This is a genomic window from Kitasatospora sp. SC0581 (genome assembly GCF_048159585.1).
Lineage (GTDB): Bacteria > Actinomycetota > Actinomycetes > Streptomycetales > Streptomycetaceae > Kitasatospora.
In genome coordinates this window covers 794,454-812,574 of record NZ_JBLRWA010000001.1, presented here as the reverse complement: position 1 = coordinate 812,574, position 18,121 = coordinate 794,454, and the positions used below count along the sequence as shown (strand labels likewise).

1 protein-coding gene and 1 pseudogene are annotated in these 18,121 nt (G+C 76.6%); one reads left to right on the top strand and one right to left on the bottom strand.

Annotated elements, in window-relative coordinates:
- Nucleotides 1–122: 122 nt before the first annotated feature.
- Nucleotides 123–16,931, bottom strand: a pseudogene (locus tag ACLWS4_RS03025) (SDR family NAD(P)-dependent oxidoreductase); the annotation flags it as partial.
- Nucleotides 16,932–17,217: 286 nt separating this feature from the next.
- Here ACLWS4_RS03025 and ACLWS4_RS03020 point away from each other — a divergent pair.
- On the top strand, nt 17,218–17,976 hold the full coding sequence (locus tag ACLWS4_RS03020; RefSeq protein WP_049660158.1) for a thioesterase II family protein: 759 nt from the start codon (nt 17,218–17,220) through the stop codon (nt 17,974–17,976).
- Nucleotides 17,977–18,121 lie beyond the last annotated feature (145 nt).

The following is an 18,121-nucleotide window of genomic DNA, read 5'->3' as shown; positions in this document are numbered from 1 at the left end:
AGATCCATGTCGTCGATCAGCTCGTCGCCGACCGCCTCGGCGGTGCCGGTCGCCCCGGCGCCGTCGCCCGCGGCCGGGCCGACGCCCGGCAGCTCCGGGTCCAGCGCCGTGCGCAGCTGCTTGGCGAGGGCGGCGGGGGTCGGGTAGTCGAAGATCAGCGTGCTGCTCAGGCGCAGACCGGTGGCGTCGGTGAGCAGCTTGCGCAGCTCGACCGCGGTCAGGGAGTCGAAGCCCTGCTCCAGGAAGCCGCACTCGGGGTCGAGGCCGCTGTGCGGGGCCTCGCCGAGCACGCCGGCGACGCACTCCTCGACCAGCTCCAGCAGCAGCTCGTCGCGCTCCGGCTCGGTGAGTCCGGCGAGCCGCTCCCGCAGCCCGGCGGACCGGTCTGGCCGCTCACCGGTGCCCGGCGCGTCGGCGTCCTGCGCGTCGGCCGGCCGCGGCGCGGGGGCGTCCGCCCTGGCGGCGCGCCGCCAGGCGGCGAGCAGCGGCAGCGCGGCCCGCAGTTCGGACGGGAGGTTCCCGCCGTCGCCCTCCAACCGCAGGACGGCGGCCAGCGAGGCCTCGTCCTGCTGCTCGACGGCCGCCCAGAAGGAGGCGTCCAGCGGGTCGGCCGTCCCGGCCCCGGCCTTCGGCTGGACGACGTCCAGCCAGTACCGCCCGCGCTGGAAGGCGTAGGTCGGCAGGTCGACCCTGTGGCCGTCCGCGTGGAACGCCGTCCAGTCCACCGGCACGCCGCGCAGGTGCAGCGCGGCCAGCGCGGACGCCAGGGCGAACTCCTCGGAGCGGTCCCGGCGTTGCGCGGCGACCAGGGCCGCCCGGCCGCCGGCCGCCGTGCCGTCCAGGAACTCCTGGCCCATGGCGGTGAGCACGCCGTCGGGGCCGAGCTCCAGGAAGGTGGTGACGCCCTCCGCCAGCAGCGTCTCCACGGCGTCGTGGAAGCGGACGGTGTGGCGGGCGTGGCGGATCCAGTAGTCGGGGTCGGTGAGCTGGTCGGTGGTGGCGGGTCGGCCGGTGAGGGTGGAGACGATCGGGATGGCGGGGGCGTGGTAGGTGAGTTCGGCGAGGACGTCGCGGAACGCGTCGAGCATCGGTTCCATGAGCGGGGAGTGGAAGGCGTGGCTGACGCGCAGCTCGCGGGCCTTGTCGAACTGTGCGGCGACGGCCCGGACTTCGGTGGCGTCACCGGCGATGACCAGGGAGCGGGGGCCGTTGACGGCGGCGATCGAGACCCGCTCGGTGAGCAGCGGCAGGACCTCGTCCTCGGTGGCGCGCAGGGCCACCATGGCGCCGCCGGAGGGGAGGTGCTCCATCAGACGGGCGCGGGCGGTGATGAGGCGGGCGGCGTCCGGGAGGGACAGCACCCCGGCCACGTGGAAGGCGGCGACCTCGCCGATCGAGTGGCCGGCCAGGAAGTGCGGCCGGACGCCCCAGGATTCGACCAGGCGGTAGAGCGCCACTTCGACGGCGAACAGGGCGGGCTGGGTCCAGCCCGTACGGTCCAGGAGTTCGCCGCCCTCGGCGATCACCTCGCGCAGCGGGCGCTCCAGGTGGCGGTCCAGTTCGGCGCAGACCTCGTCGAACGCCGCCGCGAAAGCCGGGTATGCCGCGCACAACTCGCTTCCCATGCCGGTGCGTTGGGCGCCCTGGCCGGTGAACAGGAAGGCCGTCCGGCCGGAGGCCGCCACCGCCCTCAGCACACCGGGCGCCTGCGGCGTCCCGGCGGCCAGGGCCCGCAGCCCGGTCAGCAGGCCGTCCCGGTCCGCGGCGACCACGGCACCCCGGTGCGGGAACTGCGAGCGCGTGGTGGCCAGGGAGAGCCCGAGGTCGGCCGGGTGCAGCTCCGGCCGCTCCTCGACCAGCTCCAGCAGCCGCCCGGCCTGGCCGCGCAGCGCCTCCTCGGACCGGCCGGCGAGCACCAACGGCCTTACGGCCGGGCCCTCGTGGCTCCGCTCGGGGGCCGTCGGCGCCGGGTCGCCCTGCTCCAGGACGAGGTGGGCGTTGGTGCCGCTGATGCCGAAGGAGGAGACGCCGGCCCGGCGCGGGCGGCCGGTCTCCGGCCAGTCCCGCGTCGCGGTGGCCAGCTCGACCGCTCCGGCCGTCCAGTCCACGTGCGGCGAGGGCTCGTCGACGTGCAGGGTGCCCGGCAGGACGCCGTTGCGCATCGCGAGCACCGTCTTGATCACCCCGGCGACGCCCGCCGCGGCCTGGGTGTGGCCGAGGTTGGACTTCACCGAGCCGAGCAGCAGCGGCAGTTCGCGATCCTGGCCGTAAGTGGCCAGCAGTGCCTGGGCCTCGATCGGGTCGCCCAGCTTGGTGCCCGTGCCGTGCGCCTCCACCACGTCGACCTCGCCCGCGGCGAGACCGGCGGCGGCCAGCGCCTGGCGGATCACCCGCTCCTGCGCGGTGCCGTTCGGGGCGGTGAGCCCGTTGGAGGCGCCGTCCTGGTTGACGGCGCTGCCGCGCAGCACCGCCAGCACGGGGTGCCCGTTGCGGCGGGCGTCCGACAGCCGCTCGACCAGCAGCATGCCGATGCCCTCGGAGAACCCGGTGCCGTCGGCGCCGGCCGCGAAGGCCTTGCAGCGGCCGTCCTCGGCGAGGCCGCGCTGGCGGGCGAACTCGATCAGCAGCTTCGGCGTGGACATCACGGTCACGCCGCCGGCCAGCGCCAGGTCGCACTCGCCGCGCCGCAGCGCGGCCGCCGCGAAGTGCAGCGCCACCAGCGAGGAGGAGCAGGCGGTGTCCACGGTGACGGCCGGGCCCTCCAGGCCCAGCGCGTACGCCACCCGGCCGGTGGCCACGCTGGCCGCGCTGCCGTTGCCGAGGTAGCCGTCGACCTCCTCGGGCACGTCCTGAACCCAGGTCGCGTAGTCGTGGTAGACCATGCCCGCGTACACGCCGGTCCGGCTGCCGCGCAGGCCGAGCGGGTCGATCCCGGCCCGCTCGAAGGCCTCCCAGGAGGTCTCCAGCAGCAGGCGCTGCTGCGGGTCCATCGCCAGCGCCTCACGGCGGTTGATCCCGAAGAACGCCGGGTCGAACCCGGCCACGTCGGTCAGGAAGCCGCCGGTCCGGGTGTAGGTGCGGCCCGGGGTGCCCGGCTCGGGGTGGTAGATGCCCTCCAGGTCCCAGCCGCGGTCGGCCGGGAACTCCGAGAGCACCGAACCGCCCTCGGCGAGCACCTCCCACAGTGCCTCCGGGGTGGCGATCCCCCCGGGGAAGCGGCAGCTCATCGCGACGATCGCGATCGGCTCGTCGGGGTCGGCCGTGACCGCCACCGCCGCCGGGGCCGGGGCGGAGTCGTCCGCGTCCGCGCCGAGCAGCTCCTCGACCAGGTGCGCGGCGAGCGCGCGCGGCGTCGGGTGGTTGAACACCAGGGTCGCCGGAAGGCGCAGCCCGGTCGCGGAGTTGAGCCGGTTGCGCAGCTCCACCGCGGTCAGCGAGTCGAAGCCCAGCTCCTTGAGCGCCTTCTCCTCCTCCACGGCGTCGCCCGAGTCGTGCCCGAGCACCGCGGCGACGTGGCCGCGGACCAGGTCCAGCACGGTCCGCCGGCGGTCCTCGCCGGAGAGCCCGGCCAGGCGCCCGGCCAGACCGCCCGCCGGAGCGGCGTCCGGGGCACCGGCCGTGCGCCGGCCCGGGCCACCGGAGGCCAGGCCGCGCAGCAGCGCGGGGACGGTGGCCGCCCGGCCGCGCAGGTGGGCCCGGTCCAGCTGGATCGGCACCAGCACCGCCTCGCCCGAGGCCACGGCCGCGTCGAACAGGGCCAGTCCGGTCTCGGCGCTCATCGGCACCGCGCCGCCCCGCACGATCCGCTCCAGGTCGGCGTCGACGAGGCGTCCGGCCATGCCGGACCGCTCCTGCCACAGGCCCCAGGCCATCGAGACGGCCGGCCGGCCCTGGGCGCGGCGGCGCTGCGCCAGCGCGTCCAGGAAGCAGTTGGCGGCGGCGTAGTTGGCCTGCCCGGGGTTGCCGAGCACACCGGCCGCGGCCGAGAAGAGGACGAACCCGCCGACGTCGCCCGCCAGTTCGTGCAGGTTGAGCGCGCCGGTGACCTTGGGTGCGAGCACCCGGTCGAACTGCTCGGGGGAGAGGGAGAGGACGGTTCCGTCGTCCACCACGCCCGCGGTGTGCACCACGGCGGTGAGCGGGCGCTCGGCGGGGACGGCGGCGAGCAGCTCGGCGAGCTGCCGGCGGTCGGCGACGTCGCAGGCGGCCAGGGTGACCTCGGCGCCCGTCGCGCGCAGCTCGGTGAGGAGTTCGGCGGCGCCCTCGGCCGCCGGGCCGCGCCGGCTGGTCAGCAGCAGGTGCCGGGCGCCGTGGGCGGCGACCAGGTGGCGGGCGGTCAGCTCGCCCAGGCCGCCGATCGCGCCGGTGACCAGGACGGTCCCGGAGACGTCCAGCGGGGCCTGCGCACCATCAGCCGGCTTCCCGGCGGCGGTCGGCGCCTTGGCCAGGCGCGGGGCGAGCAGGGCGCCCCGCCGGACGGCCAGCTGCGGCTCGGTGTCCACCGGCAGGGCGGCCAGCGGCAGTTCACCTCCGTCGTGGTCGACCAGGACCAGCCGGTCCGGGTTCTCCGACTGCGCGGAGCGGACCAGGCCCCACACGGCGGCCAGGACCGGATCGGGCGCACCCTCCCCGGTGGCGACCGCGCCGCGGGTCAGTACGGCCAGCCGGGCCTCGGCGAACCGCGGGTCCACCAGCCACTCCTGGACGAGGCGCAGCACCCGTACGGTCGTCGCGCCGACCGCGGCGGCCAGCTCCTCTGTCGCCTCGGACCCCTGGTACGGGGCGAGTTCCACCGCGACCACGTCGGGCACGGCCGCGCCGGCGTCCACCGCCGAGCCCAGCTCGGCCAGGGCGGCCAGGCAGTCCGTGCGGTCGGCGCTGTCCGTGCTGTCCGTGCTGTCGGTGCGGTCGGTGCCGAGGAGCGTCCAGGAGCGGGCGGCCGGGTCGCCGGCCGGCACCGGCAGCCACTCGATCCGCAGCAGCGACTCGCGCACGGCCCGGTCGGCGGTGCGCAGCCGCTCGGCGGAGACGGGCCGCAGCAGCAGCGAGTCCACCGAGGCGACGGGCGCGCCGCCGAGGTCCGCGACGGTCAGCGACAGGGTCTCCGGAGCCGTCCGGGCCAGCCGGACGCGCAGCGCGGTCGCGCCGCTCGCGTGCAGCCGGATCCCGCCCCAGGAGAAGGCGAGCCTGCCCTGCTCGGCGTCCGGCACCAGGCCCATCGCGTGCAGGGCGGCGTCCAGCAGCGCCGGGTGCAGCCCGTAGCGGGCGGCCGCGGCCTGCTCGGTGGCGGGCAGGGCGACCTCGGCGTAGACCTGGTCGCCGTGCTGCCAGGCGGCCCGCAGGCCCTGGAAGGCCGGGCCGTAGTCCACCCCGGCGTCGGCGAGCCGCTGGTAGGCGTCGGTGACGTCCAGCGGGGTCGCGCCGGCCGGCGGCCAGGCGGTGAGGTCCGCGGCGGACTCGTCGGCTGTCGTGTCGGCCGCCGCGTCGGTGGCCGCGTCGGTGGCCGCGGAGAGCGTGCCCGAGGCGTGCCGGGTCCACGGCTCGTCCTCGGCGGCGTCGGCCGGGCGGGAGTCGATCCGCAGCGGACGGAGGCCGTCCTGCTCCGCGCCGACCAGGACCTGGAGCCGGACGCCACCGCGCTCGGGCAGGACCAGCGGGGCTTCCAGGGTGAGTTCGTCGAGGCGGCCGCAGCCGACCTCGTCGCCGGCCCGGACGGCCAGCTCCAGGAACGCCGTTCCGGGCAGCAGGGTCGCGCCCATCACGGTGTGGTCGGCCAGCCACGGCGTGCTGTGCCGGGAGAGCAGCCCGGTCAGCAGGTGGCCGTGCCCGTCCGCGAGTGGCACGGCCGCGCCGAGCATGGGGTGCTCGGGGGCGGTGAGGCCCGCCGTGGTGACGGCGGCCGCACCGGCCACGGTGTCCAGCCAGTAGCGGTTGCGCTGGAAGGGGTAGGTGGGGAGGTCGGTGCGGTGGCCGGTGGTGAGGAGCGGGGTGAAGTCGGCGGGGGCGCCGTGGACGTGGGCTTCGGCGAGGGAGGTGAGGAAGCGGCGGGTGCCGCCGTGGTCGCGGCGCAGGGTGCCGAGGGTGTGGGCGGTGGTGTGGTGGAGGGTGTCCTGGATGGCGCCGGTGAGGACGGGGTGGGGGCTGACCTCGATGAAGAGGTCGTGGCCCTGTTCGGCCAACTGGCGGGTGGCGTCGGCGAGTCGGACGGTCTGGCGGAGGTTGCGGTACCAGTACGCGGCGTCCATCGTCGTGGTGTCCAGCCAGCGGCTGTCGACGGTGGACCAGAACGGGATGTCGGCGCCGTGCGGGGTGACGGGGGCGAGCAGGTCGAGCAACTCGGTCTGCAGGGCCTCGACGTGGGCGGAGTGCGAGGCGTAGTCCACGGCGACCCGGCGGGCACGGATGCCGTCCGCCGTGAAGCGCTCGACGAGTTCGTCGAGGGCGTCGGCGTCCCCGGCGACGACCGCCGAGGAGGGGCCGTTGACGGCGGCGACGGAGATGCGCTCCTGCCAGGGGGTGAGGTCGATGTCCTCGGCCGGGAGGGCGACGGAGACCATGCCGCCGTTTCCGGCGATGGCGGTGATGGCCTGGGAGCGCAGGGCCACGACCCGGGCGCCGTCCTGGAGGGAGAGGGCGCCGGCGACGGTGGCGGCGGCGATCTCGCCCTGGGAGTGGCCGATGACGGCGTCGGGGTGGATTCCGTGGGCCTGCCAGAGGGCGGCGAGGGAGACCATGACGGCCCAGAGGGCGGGCTGGACGACGTCGACCCGGTCGTAGCCGGGTGCGCCGTCGGCGCCGCGCAGGACGTCGATGAGGTTCCAGTCGGTGAACTCGGCGAGGGCGTCGGCGCATTCGGTGATCCGTGCGGCGAACACCGGCTCGGTGTCGAGGAGTTCGACGGCCATGCCGGCCCACTGCGAGCCCTGCCCGGGGAACACGAACACCGTGCGTCCGGTGGTGGAGACGGTGCCCTCGACCACGGTGGCGCTCTCGGCGCCCTCGGCGAGTGCCCGGAGGCCTTCGGTCAGCTCGGTGCGGTCCGAACCCAGCACCACCGCACGGTGGTTGAACAGCGAGCGGGTCGTCGCCAGCGAGTGGGCGAGGTCGAGCGGGGCGGCCTCGGACTCCTGGAGCAGCGCGGCCTGGGCGCGCAGGGCGTCCGCCGACTTCGCGGACAGCAGCAGCGGCAGCACGCCGTGCGCCGTCGGTTCGCCCGCCGGGGCCTCCGGGGAGGGCTGTTCGAGGATGACGTGCGCGTTGGTGCCGCTGACGCCGAAGGAGGAGACACCGGCCCGGCGCGGACGGCCGGTCTCCGGCCACTCCCGCTCCTCGGTCAGCAGCTCCACCGCGCCCGCCGACCAGTCGACGTGCGGCGTCGGCTCGTCCACGTGCAGGGTCCGGGGCAGCACCCCGTGGCGCATCGCCAGCACCATCTTGATGATGCCCGCCGCGCCCGCCGCGCTCTGGGTGTGGCCGAGGTTGGACTTCACCGAGCCGAGCTGGAGCGGCAGTTCGCGGTCCTGGCCGTAGGTGGCGAGGAGGGCGTTGGCCTCGATCGGGTCGCCGAGCCGGGTGCCGGTGCCGTGCGCCTCGACGGCGTCCACGTCGGCGGCGGTGAGGCCGGCGGTGGCCAGGGCCTGGCGGATCACCCGCTCCTGGGCCGGGCCGTTGGGGGCGGTGAGCCCGTTGGAGGCGCCGTCCTGGTTGATCGCGGTGGCCCGGACGACCGCCAGCACCGGGTGCCCGTTGCGGCGGGCGTCCGACAGCCGCTCGACCAGCAGCACGCCCACGCCCTCGGCCATGCCGAAGCCGTCGGCGGAGGCGGCGAAGGCCTTGCAGCGCCCGTCCTCGGCGAGGCCGCGCTGGCGGCTGAACGCCACCAGGCCCTCGGGGGTGGCCATCACGGCGGCACCGGCCGCGAGCGCCATCGAGCACTCGCCGGCGCGCAGCGCCTGGACGGCGAGGTGGAGCGCCACCAGGGAGGAGGAGCAGGCGGTGTCGATGGTCACGGCCGGCCCTTCCAGGCCGAGCGCGTAGGAGATCCGGCCGGAGACCACGCTGGCCGCGTTGCCGGTGACCAGGTAGCCCTCGTTGCCGGGCGGAGCGGCGGCCAGCAGGGTGCCGTAGTCCTGGCCGTGGGTGCCGACGAACACGCCGACCTGCCCGCCCCGGACGGACACCGGGTCGACGCCGGCCCGCTCGAAGGCCTCCCAGGAGGTCTCCAGCAGCAGCCGCTGCTGCGGGTCCATGGCGTGCGCCTCGCGCGGGCTGATCCCGAAGAACGCCGCGTCGAACTCGGCGACGTCGTACAGGAATCCGCCCTCGCGAGTGTACGAGGTGCCGACCCGGTCGGGGTCGGGGTCGTAGAGCCCGTCGAGGTCCCAGCCGCGGTCGGTCGGCAGGGCGCCGACCGCGTCGCGCCCGGCGAGGACCAGTTCCCACAGGTCCTCCGGGGTGCGCACCCCGCCCGGGAAGCGGCAGCCCATGCCGACGATCGCGATCGGGTCGTCGTCCCGGGCCGCCGCGGTGGTGGCCGCGGCCGGTGCGGCGGTCGGGAGCCGGTCGCCGAGCACCTGCTCGCGCAGGTGGCCGGCCAGGGCCTTCGGGGTCGGGTAGTTGAAGATCAGCGTGGCGGGCAGGCGCAGGCCCGTCGAGCCGTGCAGGCGGTTGCGGAGCTCGACCGCGGTGAGCGAGTCGAAGCCCAGCTCCTTGAAGGTCCGTTCGGGGTCCACGGCCGTGCCGGCCGGGTACCCGAGCACCGTTCCGGCGGTGGCGCGGACGAGGTCCAGCAGCTCCCGGTCGCACTCGGGCCCGGTCAGCCCGGCCAGCCGCTGGGCGAGGGCCGAGCCGCCGGCCCGGTCGGTCGGCCGCCGACGGCCCGAGCGGGTGCGGACCAGGCCGCGCAGCAGCGGGTGGACGGCGTCGGACTGGGCGCGCACGGCGGCCAGGTCGAGCCGGATCGGCATCAGCGCCGCTTCGCCGGCCGCGCGGGCGGCGTCCAGCAGGGCGAGGCCCTCCTCGGCGGAGAGCGCCGCGGTGCCGACGCCGGCCATCCGGCGCAGGTCGGTGCCGGTGAGCCGGCCGCCCATGCCGTTGCGCTCCGCCCACAGGCCCCAGGCCAGCGAGACGGCCGGGCGGCCCTCGGCTCGCAGGTGCCGGGCGTAGGCGTCGAGGAAGGCGTTGGCGGCGGCGTAGTTGGCCTGCCCGCCGGCGCCGAACACGGCGGCGGCGGAGGAGTACAGCACGAAGGCGGCCAGGTCCGCGTCGCGGGTGAGCTCGGCCAGGTTGAGCGCGCCGGAGAGCTTGGGCGCGAGCACCCGGTCGAACTGCCCGTCGGTGAGCGTCTCGATCACGCCGTCGTCGACGATGCCGGCGGTGTGCACCACGGCGGTGAGCGGGTGCTCGGCGGGGATGCCGGCGAGCAGCTCGGCGAGCTGTCGGCGGTCGGCGACGTCGCAGGCGGCCAGGGTGACCTCGGCGCCCGCCGCGCGCAGCTCGGCGAGGAGTTCGGCGGCGCCCTCGGCGGCCTCGCCGCGGCGGCTGGTCAGCAGCAGGTGCCGGACGCCGTGGGCGGCGACCAGGTGGCGGGCGGCGAGCACGCCGAGGCCGCCGGTGGCCCCGGTGACCAGGGCCGTCCCGTTCGGGTCGAGCGCCGGGGCGCCCTGCTCGGCGGGCCGGACCCGGGTGAGCCGCGCGGCCCGTACCGAGCCGTCGTGCAGCAGCAGTTGCGGCTCGTCGCCGGCCAGGGCGGCGGGCAGGGCGCGGTAGGAGGCGTCCTGCTCGTCCAGGTCGACCAGGACGATCCGGTCCGGGTGCTCGGACTGCGCCGAGCGGACCAGGCCCCAGAGTGGGGCGGTCACCAGGTCCGGCAGGCCGTCGCCCGGGCCGTCCCCGGCCACCGCGCCCCGGGTCAGCACGACCAGGCGGCTCTCGGCGAAGCGTTCCTCGGCGAGCCACTGCTGGAGCAGGCCCAGCAGCGCGTGGGTGGCCGCCCGCACGGCGGGGACCAACTCCGGTGCGGCGCCCGGTGCGAGGGGCAGCAGGACGGTGTCGGGGGCGGCGCCGTCGGCGGCGGCGAGGGCGGCCAGGTCGGGGTACGCGTCCACCGTGCTGCCCGCCGCGGTGAGCCCGGCGGCCAGGCCGAGGGCGTCCTCGCCGACCAGGGCGTAGCGGCCGGTGACCGGGGCGGCCCCGGGCAGGTCCGTCCAGTCGACGCGGAACAGCGAGTCGCCGTCGGGCCCGGCGTGGACCGCGCGCAGCTGCTCGGAGGAGACCGGCCGGACGGCCAGGCCCTCCACCGAGACTACCGGCACGCCGTGCTCGTCCGAGGCCTCCAGGGCGACCGAGTCCAGGCCGGCGGGGGAGAGCCGGACCCGCAGGGCGGTCGCGCCGGCGGCGTGCAGCGAGACCCCGCTCCAGGCGAACGCCAGGTGGCCCTCGGCGGACTCCTCGCGGTGCCGGACGGCGCCGAGGTCCATGGCGTGCAGGGCGGCGTCCAGCAGCGCGGGGTGCAGCCCGTAGCGGGCCGACCGGTCGGCGACCTCTTCGCTCAGCACGACCTCGCTGAACACCTCCTCGCCGCGCCGCCAGGCCGCGCGGACCCCCTGGAACGCCGGTCCGTACCCGGCGGGCAGCCGCTCGTACAGGTCCTCGACCGGCAGCGGTTCGGCGCCGGCCGGCGGCCACTGGGTGAGGTCCGCGGGGGCGGCGGGAGCGGCGGGGGAGAGGGTGCCCGCGGCGTGCCGGGTCCACGGCCGGGAGGCCGCGGCGTCCTGCGGCCGCGAGTGCAGGCCGACCGGCCGGGCGCCGGTGGCGTCGGCCTCGCCGACCACCACCTGGACCTGGACGGCGCCCTGCTCGGGCAGCACCAGCGGGGCTTCCAGGGTGAGTTCGTCGAGGCGGCCGCAGCCGACCTCGTCGCCGGCCCGGACGGCCAGGTCCACCATGGCGGTCCCGGGCAGCAGGGTGGTGCCCATGACGGTGTGGTCGGCCAGCCACGGGTGGGTGGTGCGCGAGATCAGGCCGGTCAGCAGGTGGCCGTGCCCGTCGGCGAGCGGGACGGCCGCGCCGAGCATGGGGTGGTCGGCCGCGGCCAGGCCGACGGCGGTCACGTCCGAGGCGCCGGGGGCCGCCTCCAGCCAGTAGCGGTTGCGCTGGAAGGGGTAGGTGGGGAGGTCGGTGCGGTGGCCGGTGGTGAGGAGCGGGGTGAAGTCGGCGGGGGCGCCGTGGACGTGGGCTTCGGCGAGGGAGGTGAGGAAGCGGCGGGTGCCGCCGTGGTCGCGGCGCAGGGTGCCGAGGGTGTGGGCGGTGGTGTGGTGGAGGGTGTCCTGGATGGCGCCGGTGAGGACGGGGTGGGGGCTGACCTCGATGAAGAGGTCGTGTCCCTGCTCGGCCAACTGGCGGGTGGCGTCGGCGAGTCGGACGGTCTGGCGGAGGTTGCGGTACCAGTAGGCGGCGTCCATCGTCGTGGTGTCCAGCCAGCGGCTGTCGACGGTGGACCAGAACGGGATGTCGGCGCCGCGCGGGGTGACGGGGGCGAGCAGGTCGAGCAACTCGTCTCGCAGGGCCTCGACGTGGGCCGAGTGCGAGGCGTAGTCGACGTTGATCCGGCGGGCCTGGGTGCCGTCGGCGGCGCACCGCCGCAGCAGCTCGTCCAGGGCGTCGGCGTCACCGGCGACGACGGCGGAGGAGGGGCCGTTGACAGCCGCGACGGAGACGCGGTCGGCCCACGGCGCGATGGTGGCGAGCGCGTCCTCGGCGGACTGGGAGAGCGACACCATGCCGCCGTTTCCGGCGATGGCGGTGATGGCCTGGGAGCGCAGGGCGACGACCCGGGCGCCGTCCTGGAGGGTGAGGGCGCCGGCGACGGTGGCGGCGGCGATCTCGCCCTGGGAGTGGCCGATGACGGCGTCGGGCCGGACGCCGTACGCCTGCCAGAGGGCGGCGAGGGAGACCATGACGGCCCACAGGGCGGGCTGGACGACGTCCACCCGGTCGTAGCCGGGGGCGCCCTCGGCGCCGCGCAGGACGTCGAGGAGCTTCCAGTCGGTGAACTCGGCCAGGGCGTCGGCGCATTCGGCGATCCGTGCGGCGAACACCGGCTCGCTGTCGAGGAGTTCGACGGCCATGCCGACCCACTGGGAGCCCTGCCCGGGGAACACGAAGACGGTCCCGCCGGTGGCGTCCGCCGTACCGGTCAGCACGGTGGCGCTCTCGGTGCCCTCGGCGAGCGCCCGGAGGCCTTCGGTCAGCTCGGTACGGTCCGAACCGAGCACCACCGCACGGTGGTTGAACAGTGAGCGGGTCGTCGCCAGCGAGTGGGCGAGGTCGATCGGGGCGGCCTCGGAGTCCTGGAGCAGCGCGGCCTGGGCGCGCAGGGCGTCCGCCGACTTCGCGGACAGCAGCAGCGGCAGCACGCCGTGCGCGGCGGGCTCGCCCGCCGGGACTTCTTCCGCGTCCGGCTGTTCGATGATGACGTGGGCGTTGGTGCCGCTGACACCGAAGGAGGAGACGCCGGCCCGGCGGGGACGGCCGGTCTCCGGCCACTCCCGGTCCTCGGTCAGCAGCTCGACCGCGCCCGCCGTCCAGTCCACGTGCGGCGTCGGCGCGTCCACGTGCAGGGTGCGCGGCAGCACCCCGTGCCGCATCGCCAGCACCATCTTGATGATGCCGCCGACCCCGGCGGCCGCCTGGGCGTGCCCGATGTTCGACTTCAACGAGCCGAGCAGCAGCGGAAGTTCGCGGCCCTGGCCATAGGTGGCGAGGAGCGCGTTGGCCTCGATCGGGTCGCCCAGCCGGGTGCCGGTGCCGTGCGCCTCCACCGCGTCGACCTCGGCCGGGGCCAGGCCCGCGGCGGCCAGCGCCTCGCGGATCACCCGCTCCTGCGCCGGGCCGCTCGGGGCGGTCAGGCCGTTGGACGCGCCGTCCTGGTTCACCGCCGTGCCGCGGACCAGGGCCAGCACCGGGTGCCCGTTGCGCCGGGCGTCCGACAGCCGCTCGACCAGCAGCACACCCGCACCCTCGGCCCAGCCGGTGCCGTCGGCGGAGGCGGCGAAGGACTTGCAGCGCCCGTCCTCGGCGAGGCCGCGCTGGCGGCTGAACTCGACGAACACCTCGGGCGTCGCCATCAGCGCCACGCCGCCCGCCAGGGCCAGGTCGCACTCCCCACGCCGCAGGGCCGCGACCGCCAGGTGCAGGGCCACCAGGGAGGAGGAGCAGGCGGTGTCCACGGTGATCGCCGGGCCCTCGAAGCCGAAGGTGTACGACACCCGGCCGGAGGCGACACTGCCCGCGGTGCCGGTGCCGAGGTACCCCTCCACCTCCTCGGGCACCCGGGGCAGCCGGCTGGCGTAGTCGTGGAACATCACGCCGGTGAACACGCCGGTCCGGCTGCCGCGCAGGGCCTCCGGGTCGATCCCGGCCCGTTCCATGGCCTCCCAGGAGGTCTCCAGCAGCAGCCGCTGCTGCGGGTCCATGGCGAGGGCCTCGCGCGGGCTGATGCCGAAGAAGTCGGGGTCGAAGTCGGCGCTGTCGTAGAGGAATCCGCCCTCGCGGACCGAGGAGCTGCCGACCGAGCCGGGGGCGCCGCCGAACAGGGCGTCGGTGTCCCAGCCGCGGTCCGTCGGGAACTCCGAGACGGCGTCCCGGCCCTCGGCGACCAGCTGCCACAGGGCCTCGGGAGTGATGGCTCCGCCCGGGTAGCGGCAGCTCATCGCGACGATCGCGATCGGGTCCTCGTCCGCCGCCACCGCCGGACGGGCGGGGGCGGCCGGTGCCGGTGCCTCGTCGAGGAGCTCGGCGAGCAGGAAGCCGGCCAGCCGGGCCGGGGTGGGGTGGTCGAAGACCACGGTCGCCGGGAGGCGCAGGCCGAGCGCGGTCCGCAGCCGGTTGCGCAGCCGGACGGCCGAGGCGGAGTCCACCCCGAGGTCCTTGAAGGCCCGCTCGGGCGCGATCGTCCGCGGCAGGCCCCGGCCGAGCACCCCGGCCGCCTCGGCCCGCACCAGGCCGAGCAGCGTCTGCCGGGCCTCCGCCCGGGGCAGCGCGCGCAGCCGGGCGGCGAACACGGTGTCCGCCGCGCCGTCGGCGGCGGCCGGGTCGCGGAAGAGGACGCCGGTGGTGTCCCGAGTGGCGACCACGGGGGTGTCGGCGCCGCCCAGCGCGGAGTCCAGCAGCGCACCCAGCTCGGCGTCGGACACGGCGCCCGGGTCGATGGTGTCCCAGGCCAGCGACACGGCGTGCCGGCCGGTGGCGCGGCGGTGCTGGGCCAGCGCGTCCAGGAACGCGGCGCAGCCGCCGTGGTCGCCGTCGTCCGCGCCCCGCAGGGCACCGGTGGAGGAGACCAGCAGGAAGGCCGTCAGGTCGAGCCCGGCGGTGAGCTCGTGCAGGGCCACCGCGCCGTCGACGCCGGTCCGCACCCAGCGGTCGGCCTGCCCGCCGGCGGCCAGCCCGGGGGAGCCGGCCGCGTGCACCACCGCGGTGAGCGGGTGCTCGGCCGGGACGCCCGCGAGCAGCTCGGCGACGGACGCGCGGTCGGCGGCGTCGCAGGCGGCCAGGGTGACCTCCGCGCCGGACTCGCTCAACTCCACGGCCAGCGCGGCCGAGTCGGGGGTGGTGGAGGCCAGCACCAGGTGCCGGACGCCATGCTCGGCGACCAGCCGCCGGGCGATCGCGGCCGCGGCCGTCCCGCCGGCGCCGGTGACCAGCACGGTGCCGTCGAGGCGGCGGCCGGACGCGGCGGCGGTGACCGGCACCAGGCGGGGCGCCCGCAGCACCCCGCCGCGGACGGCGAACTGCGGCTCGCCGGTGGCCAGACCGGCCGGCAGGGCGGCCGCGGAGGCGGACTCGCCGTCCAGGTCGGCCACGGTGAAGCGGCCGGGGTGCGCGGTCTGCGCGGCGCGCAGCAGCCCCCAGAGCGGAGCCTGCGCCAGCCCCGGGACCTCCTCGCCCGGGTGCACGGCCAGCGCGCCCCGGGTCAGCACCACCAGGCGGGTCTCCCGCAGCCGGTCGTCGGCGAGCCAGCGGGTCAGCAGCTCGGCGGCCTCGCGGGCGGTCCGCCGGGCCGCGTCCGCGACCGGCTCCGCGCCGGCGGCGGGCCAGGGCAGGTAGACGACCTCGGGCGCACCGGCCGCGGTGAGCTCCGCCAGGTCGGCGTAGCGGTCGACCGCCAGGCCGTCCGGTCCGCCCAGGCCGTCCAGTCCGTCCGGGCCGTCCAGTCCGTCCGCTCCGTTCAGGCCGTCCGGTCCGTTCAGCCGGGCGGCTCCGTCCGACGGGCTCCCCAGCAGCGCGGCGCGCACCGGCTCCACGGGCCCGGCGGGCAGCGGCGCCCAGTCCATCCGGTACAGCGACTCCTGCCGGACGCCCCGGGCGCCGAGCAGGGTGCCGGGCTGGTCGAACAGCCGGTGCCGGGTGACCTTGCCCGAGGCGGTGCGCGGCACGGCGGCGATCGCCCGGACCTCCTGCGGCACCTTGAACCAGGACAGCTGCTCGGCGCAGGCGGCGAAGACCAGCTCGGCGTCGACGCCCTCCGGCGCGGCGACCACGAACGCGACCGGCACCTCGCCGAGCACCTCGTCCGGCCGGCCCGCCACGGCGACGTCCAGCACGCCGGGCACCGTGCGGACGACGTCCTCGATCTCGCCCGGGTGGATGTTCTCCCCGCCCCGGATGATCAGCTCCTTGCGCCGCCCGCTGATCGTCAGCTGGCCGCCGGCCGCCCGGACCGCCAGGTCGCCGGTCCGGTACCAGCCGTCCCGCAGCGCCTCGGCGGTGGCCTCCGGCCGGTTGTGGTAGCCCTGCATCAGGCTCGGCCCGCGCACCCACACCTCGCCCTCCGTCCCGGGGTCGGTGTCGATCCCGGTCTCCGGGTCGACCACCCGCACCTCCAGGCCGGGGACCGGCAGGCCGCACGAGCCGGAGACCCGCTCGGCGCCCGGCGCCTCGGTCGCGATCGCGCCGCAGGTCTCGGTGGAGCCGTAGCTGTTGAGCAGCGGGACGCCGAACGCGTCCTCGAAGTCCCGGGCCAGCGAGGCCGAGGTGACCGCGCCGGTCGACAGGCAGACCCGCAGCCGCGGCATGTCCAGCCGGCCGGCGTCGGCCTCCCGCAGCAGGTGGTGGTAGAGGGCGGGCACCCCGGCGAGGAAGGTGTACGCGTCGCCGCGCAGCTCGGCCAGCACCTCGTCCGCGGAGAAGCCCGGCATGATGTGCGCGGTCGCGCCGGTCGCGGTGACACCGACCACGCAGACGATGTGCGCCAGGCTGTGGAACAGCGGCAGCGGCCAGAGCACCAGGTCGTCGCGGGAGAGCCCGAGCAGCGGCGCGTAGCAGGACGCCACCGACCACAGGCAGCTGCGCTGGGTCGACAGCACGCCCTTGGGGGCGCCGGTGGAGCCCGAGGTGTAGAGCATGAAGGCGGTCTCGTCCAGGCCGAGGTCGTCGCGCGGCGGCACGGGGGGCTCGACGGTGGCCAGCGCCTCGAACGACGGCAGGTCCCGCGCCGCCTGCGGCCCCTGCGGCGCCTGCGCCGTCGGACCGGAGACGACCACCAGCAGCCCGGGCCGGTCGGCCCGCAGCCGCAGCACCTGGTCCAGATGGCGGGTGTCGGTGACGACCACGGCGGCGCCGCTGTCGTCCAGGATGTGGGCCAGCTCCTCGTCGCTGGAGTGCGGGTTGACCGGGACGGCGACACCGGCGGCCCGGACGGCGGCCAGGTAGGCCTCCACCACCTCGACACCGGCGTCCAGGTGGATCGCCACCCGCCCGCCGCGGCCCAGGCCCAGGGCCGCCAGGTGGCCGGCCAGCCGTCCGGTCCGGAGCTCCAGCTCGGCGTAGCCCACGGACCGGCGGCCGTCCCGGAAGGCCGGCTTGTCGCGCAGCGACGCGGCCTGGGAGCGCAGCAGTTCGGGCAGCGGCCTGATCAGCTCGGTACGCGGCATGTCAACGGCTCCTTGGGCACGCGGAAACAGCACGGGAGGCTGGGGGCTCCCGGAGAACAGAGAGGGGTGACGCATCATTCGGTATCCCGTGGCAGTCTCGTCCAGCCGTCCGCGGGGGCCGCACCCCTACGGTTCCCCTACGGGCCCTTGTCCCGGCCGGCTCCGCCGCGGGAGAAGGGGGGTGGTGGTGAGGGGTTGTCCGGCCGTCCGGCCTGCACCAGGCTCGGAGTGGGGAGGACCCGCCGGCGGGGCGAGGACCCCGTCCAGAAGGGACCACCGGAACACCATGACGCTCACCGACGGCGCGGCCGACAGCTGGATCCGCCGCTTCCACCCGGCCCCGGACGCCCGCGTCCGCCTGGTCTGCCTGCCCCACGCGGGAGGGTCGGCGAGCTACTGGTACCCGATGTCCGCCGCCACGGCGGCCGGGATCGAGGTCCTCGCGGTCCAGTACCCGGGGCGGCAGGACCGGCGCCACGAACCCTGCGTCGAGACCGTCGAGGCGCTGGCCGAGCAGGTCACCGAGGCGCTGCTGCCCCACCGCGACCTGCCGCTCGCCCTGTTCGGCCACAGCATGGGCGCGGTCGTCGGCTTCGAGGTCGCCCGGCGCCTGGAGGACCTCGGCACCCCGCCGGTCGCCCTGTTCGCCTCCGGCCGCCGCGCACCCTCCCGGCACCGGGACGAGGACGTCCACCTCCGGGGCGTCGACGGCATCGTCGCGGAACTCCGCAAGCTGGACGGCACCGACCCGCGGGCCCTGCAGGACCCGGAGCTGCTGCGGATGATCCTCCCCGCGGTCCGCGCCGACTACAAGGCCGTCGAGACCTACCGCTACCGGCCGGGGCCGCCGCTCTCCTGCCCGGTCGACGCCCTGGTCGGCGACAGCGACGAGAAGGCGACCGTCGACGAGGCCGGGTCCTGGCGCGACCACACCACCGGCGGCTCCGCCCTGCACGTCTTCCCCGGCGGCCACTTCTACCTGGCCCACCACCAGGGCGAGATCGTCCGCATCGTCACCGACCGCCTGCTGCCGCCGGTCTCCTGAACCCGGCGGGCCGCGGCGCGGCCGGTACGCCGCCGCGCCGGTACGCCGCCGCGCCGGTATGTCGCCGTGAGGGCGCCGGGGTTGCGGAGCCGGCGCCTCCGCGAGCGGTCCGGGGCCCTTCCCCCGCGCGTCCCAGGAGACTCAT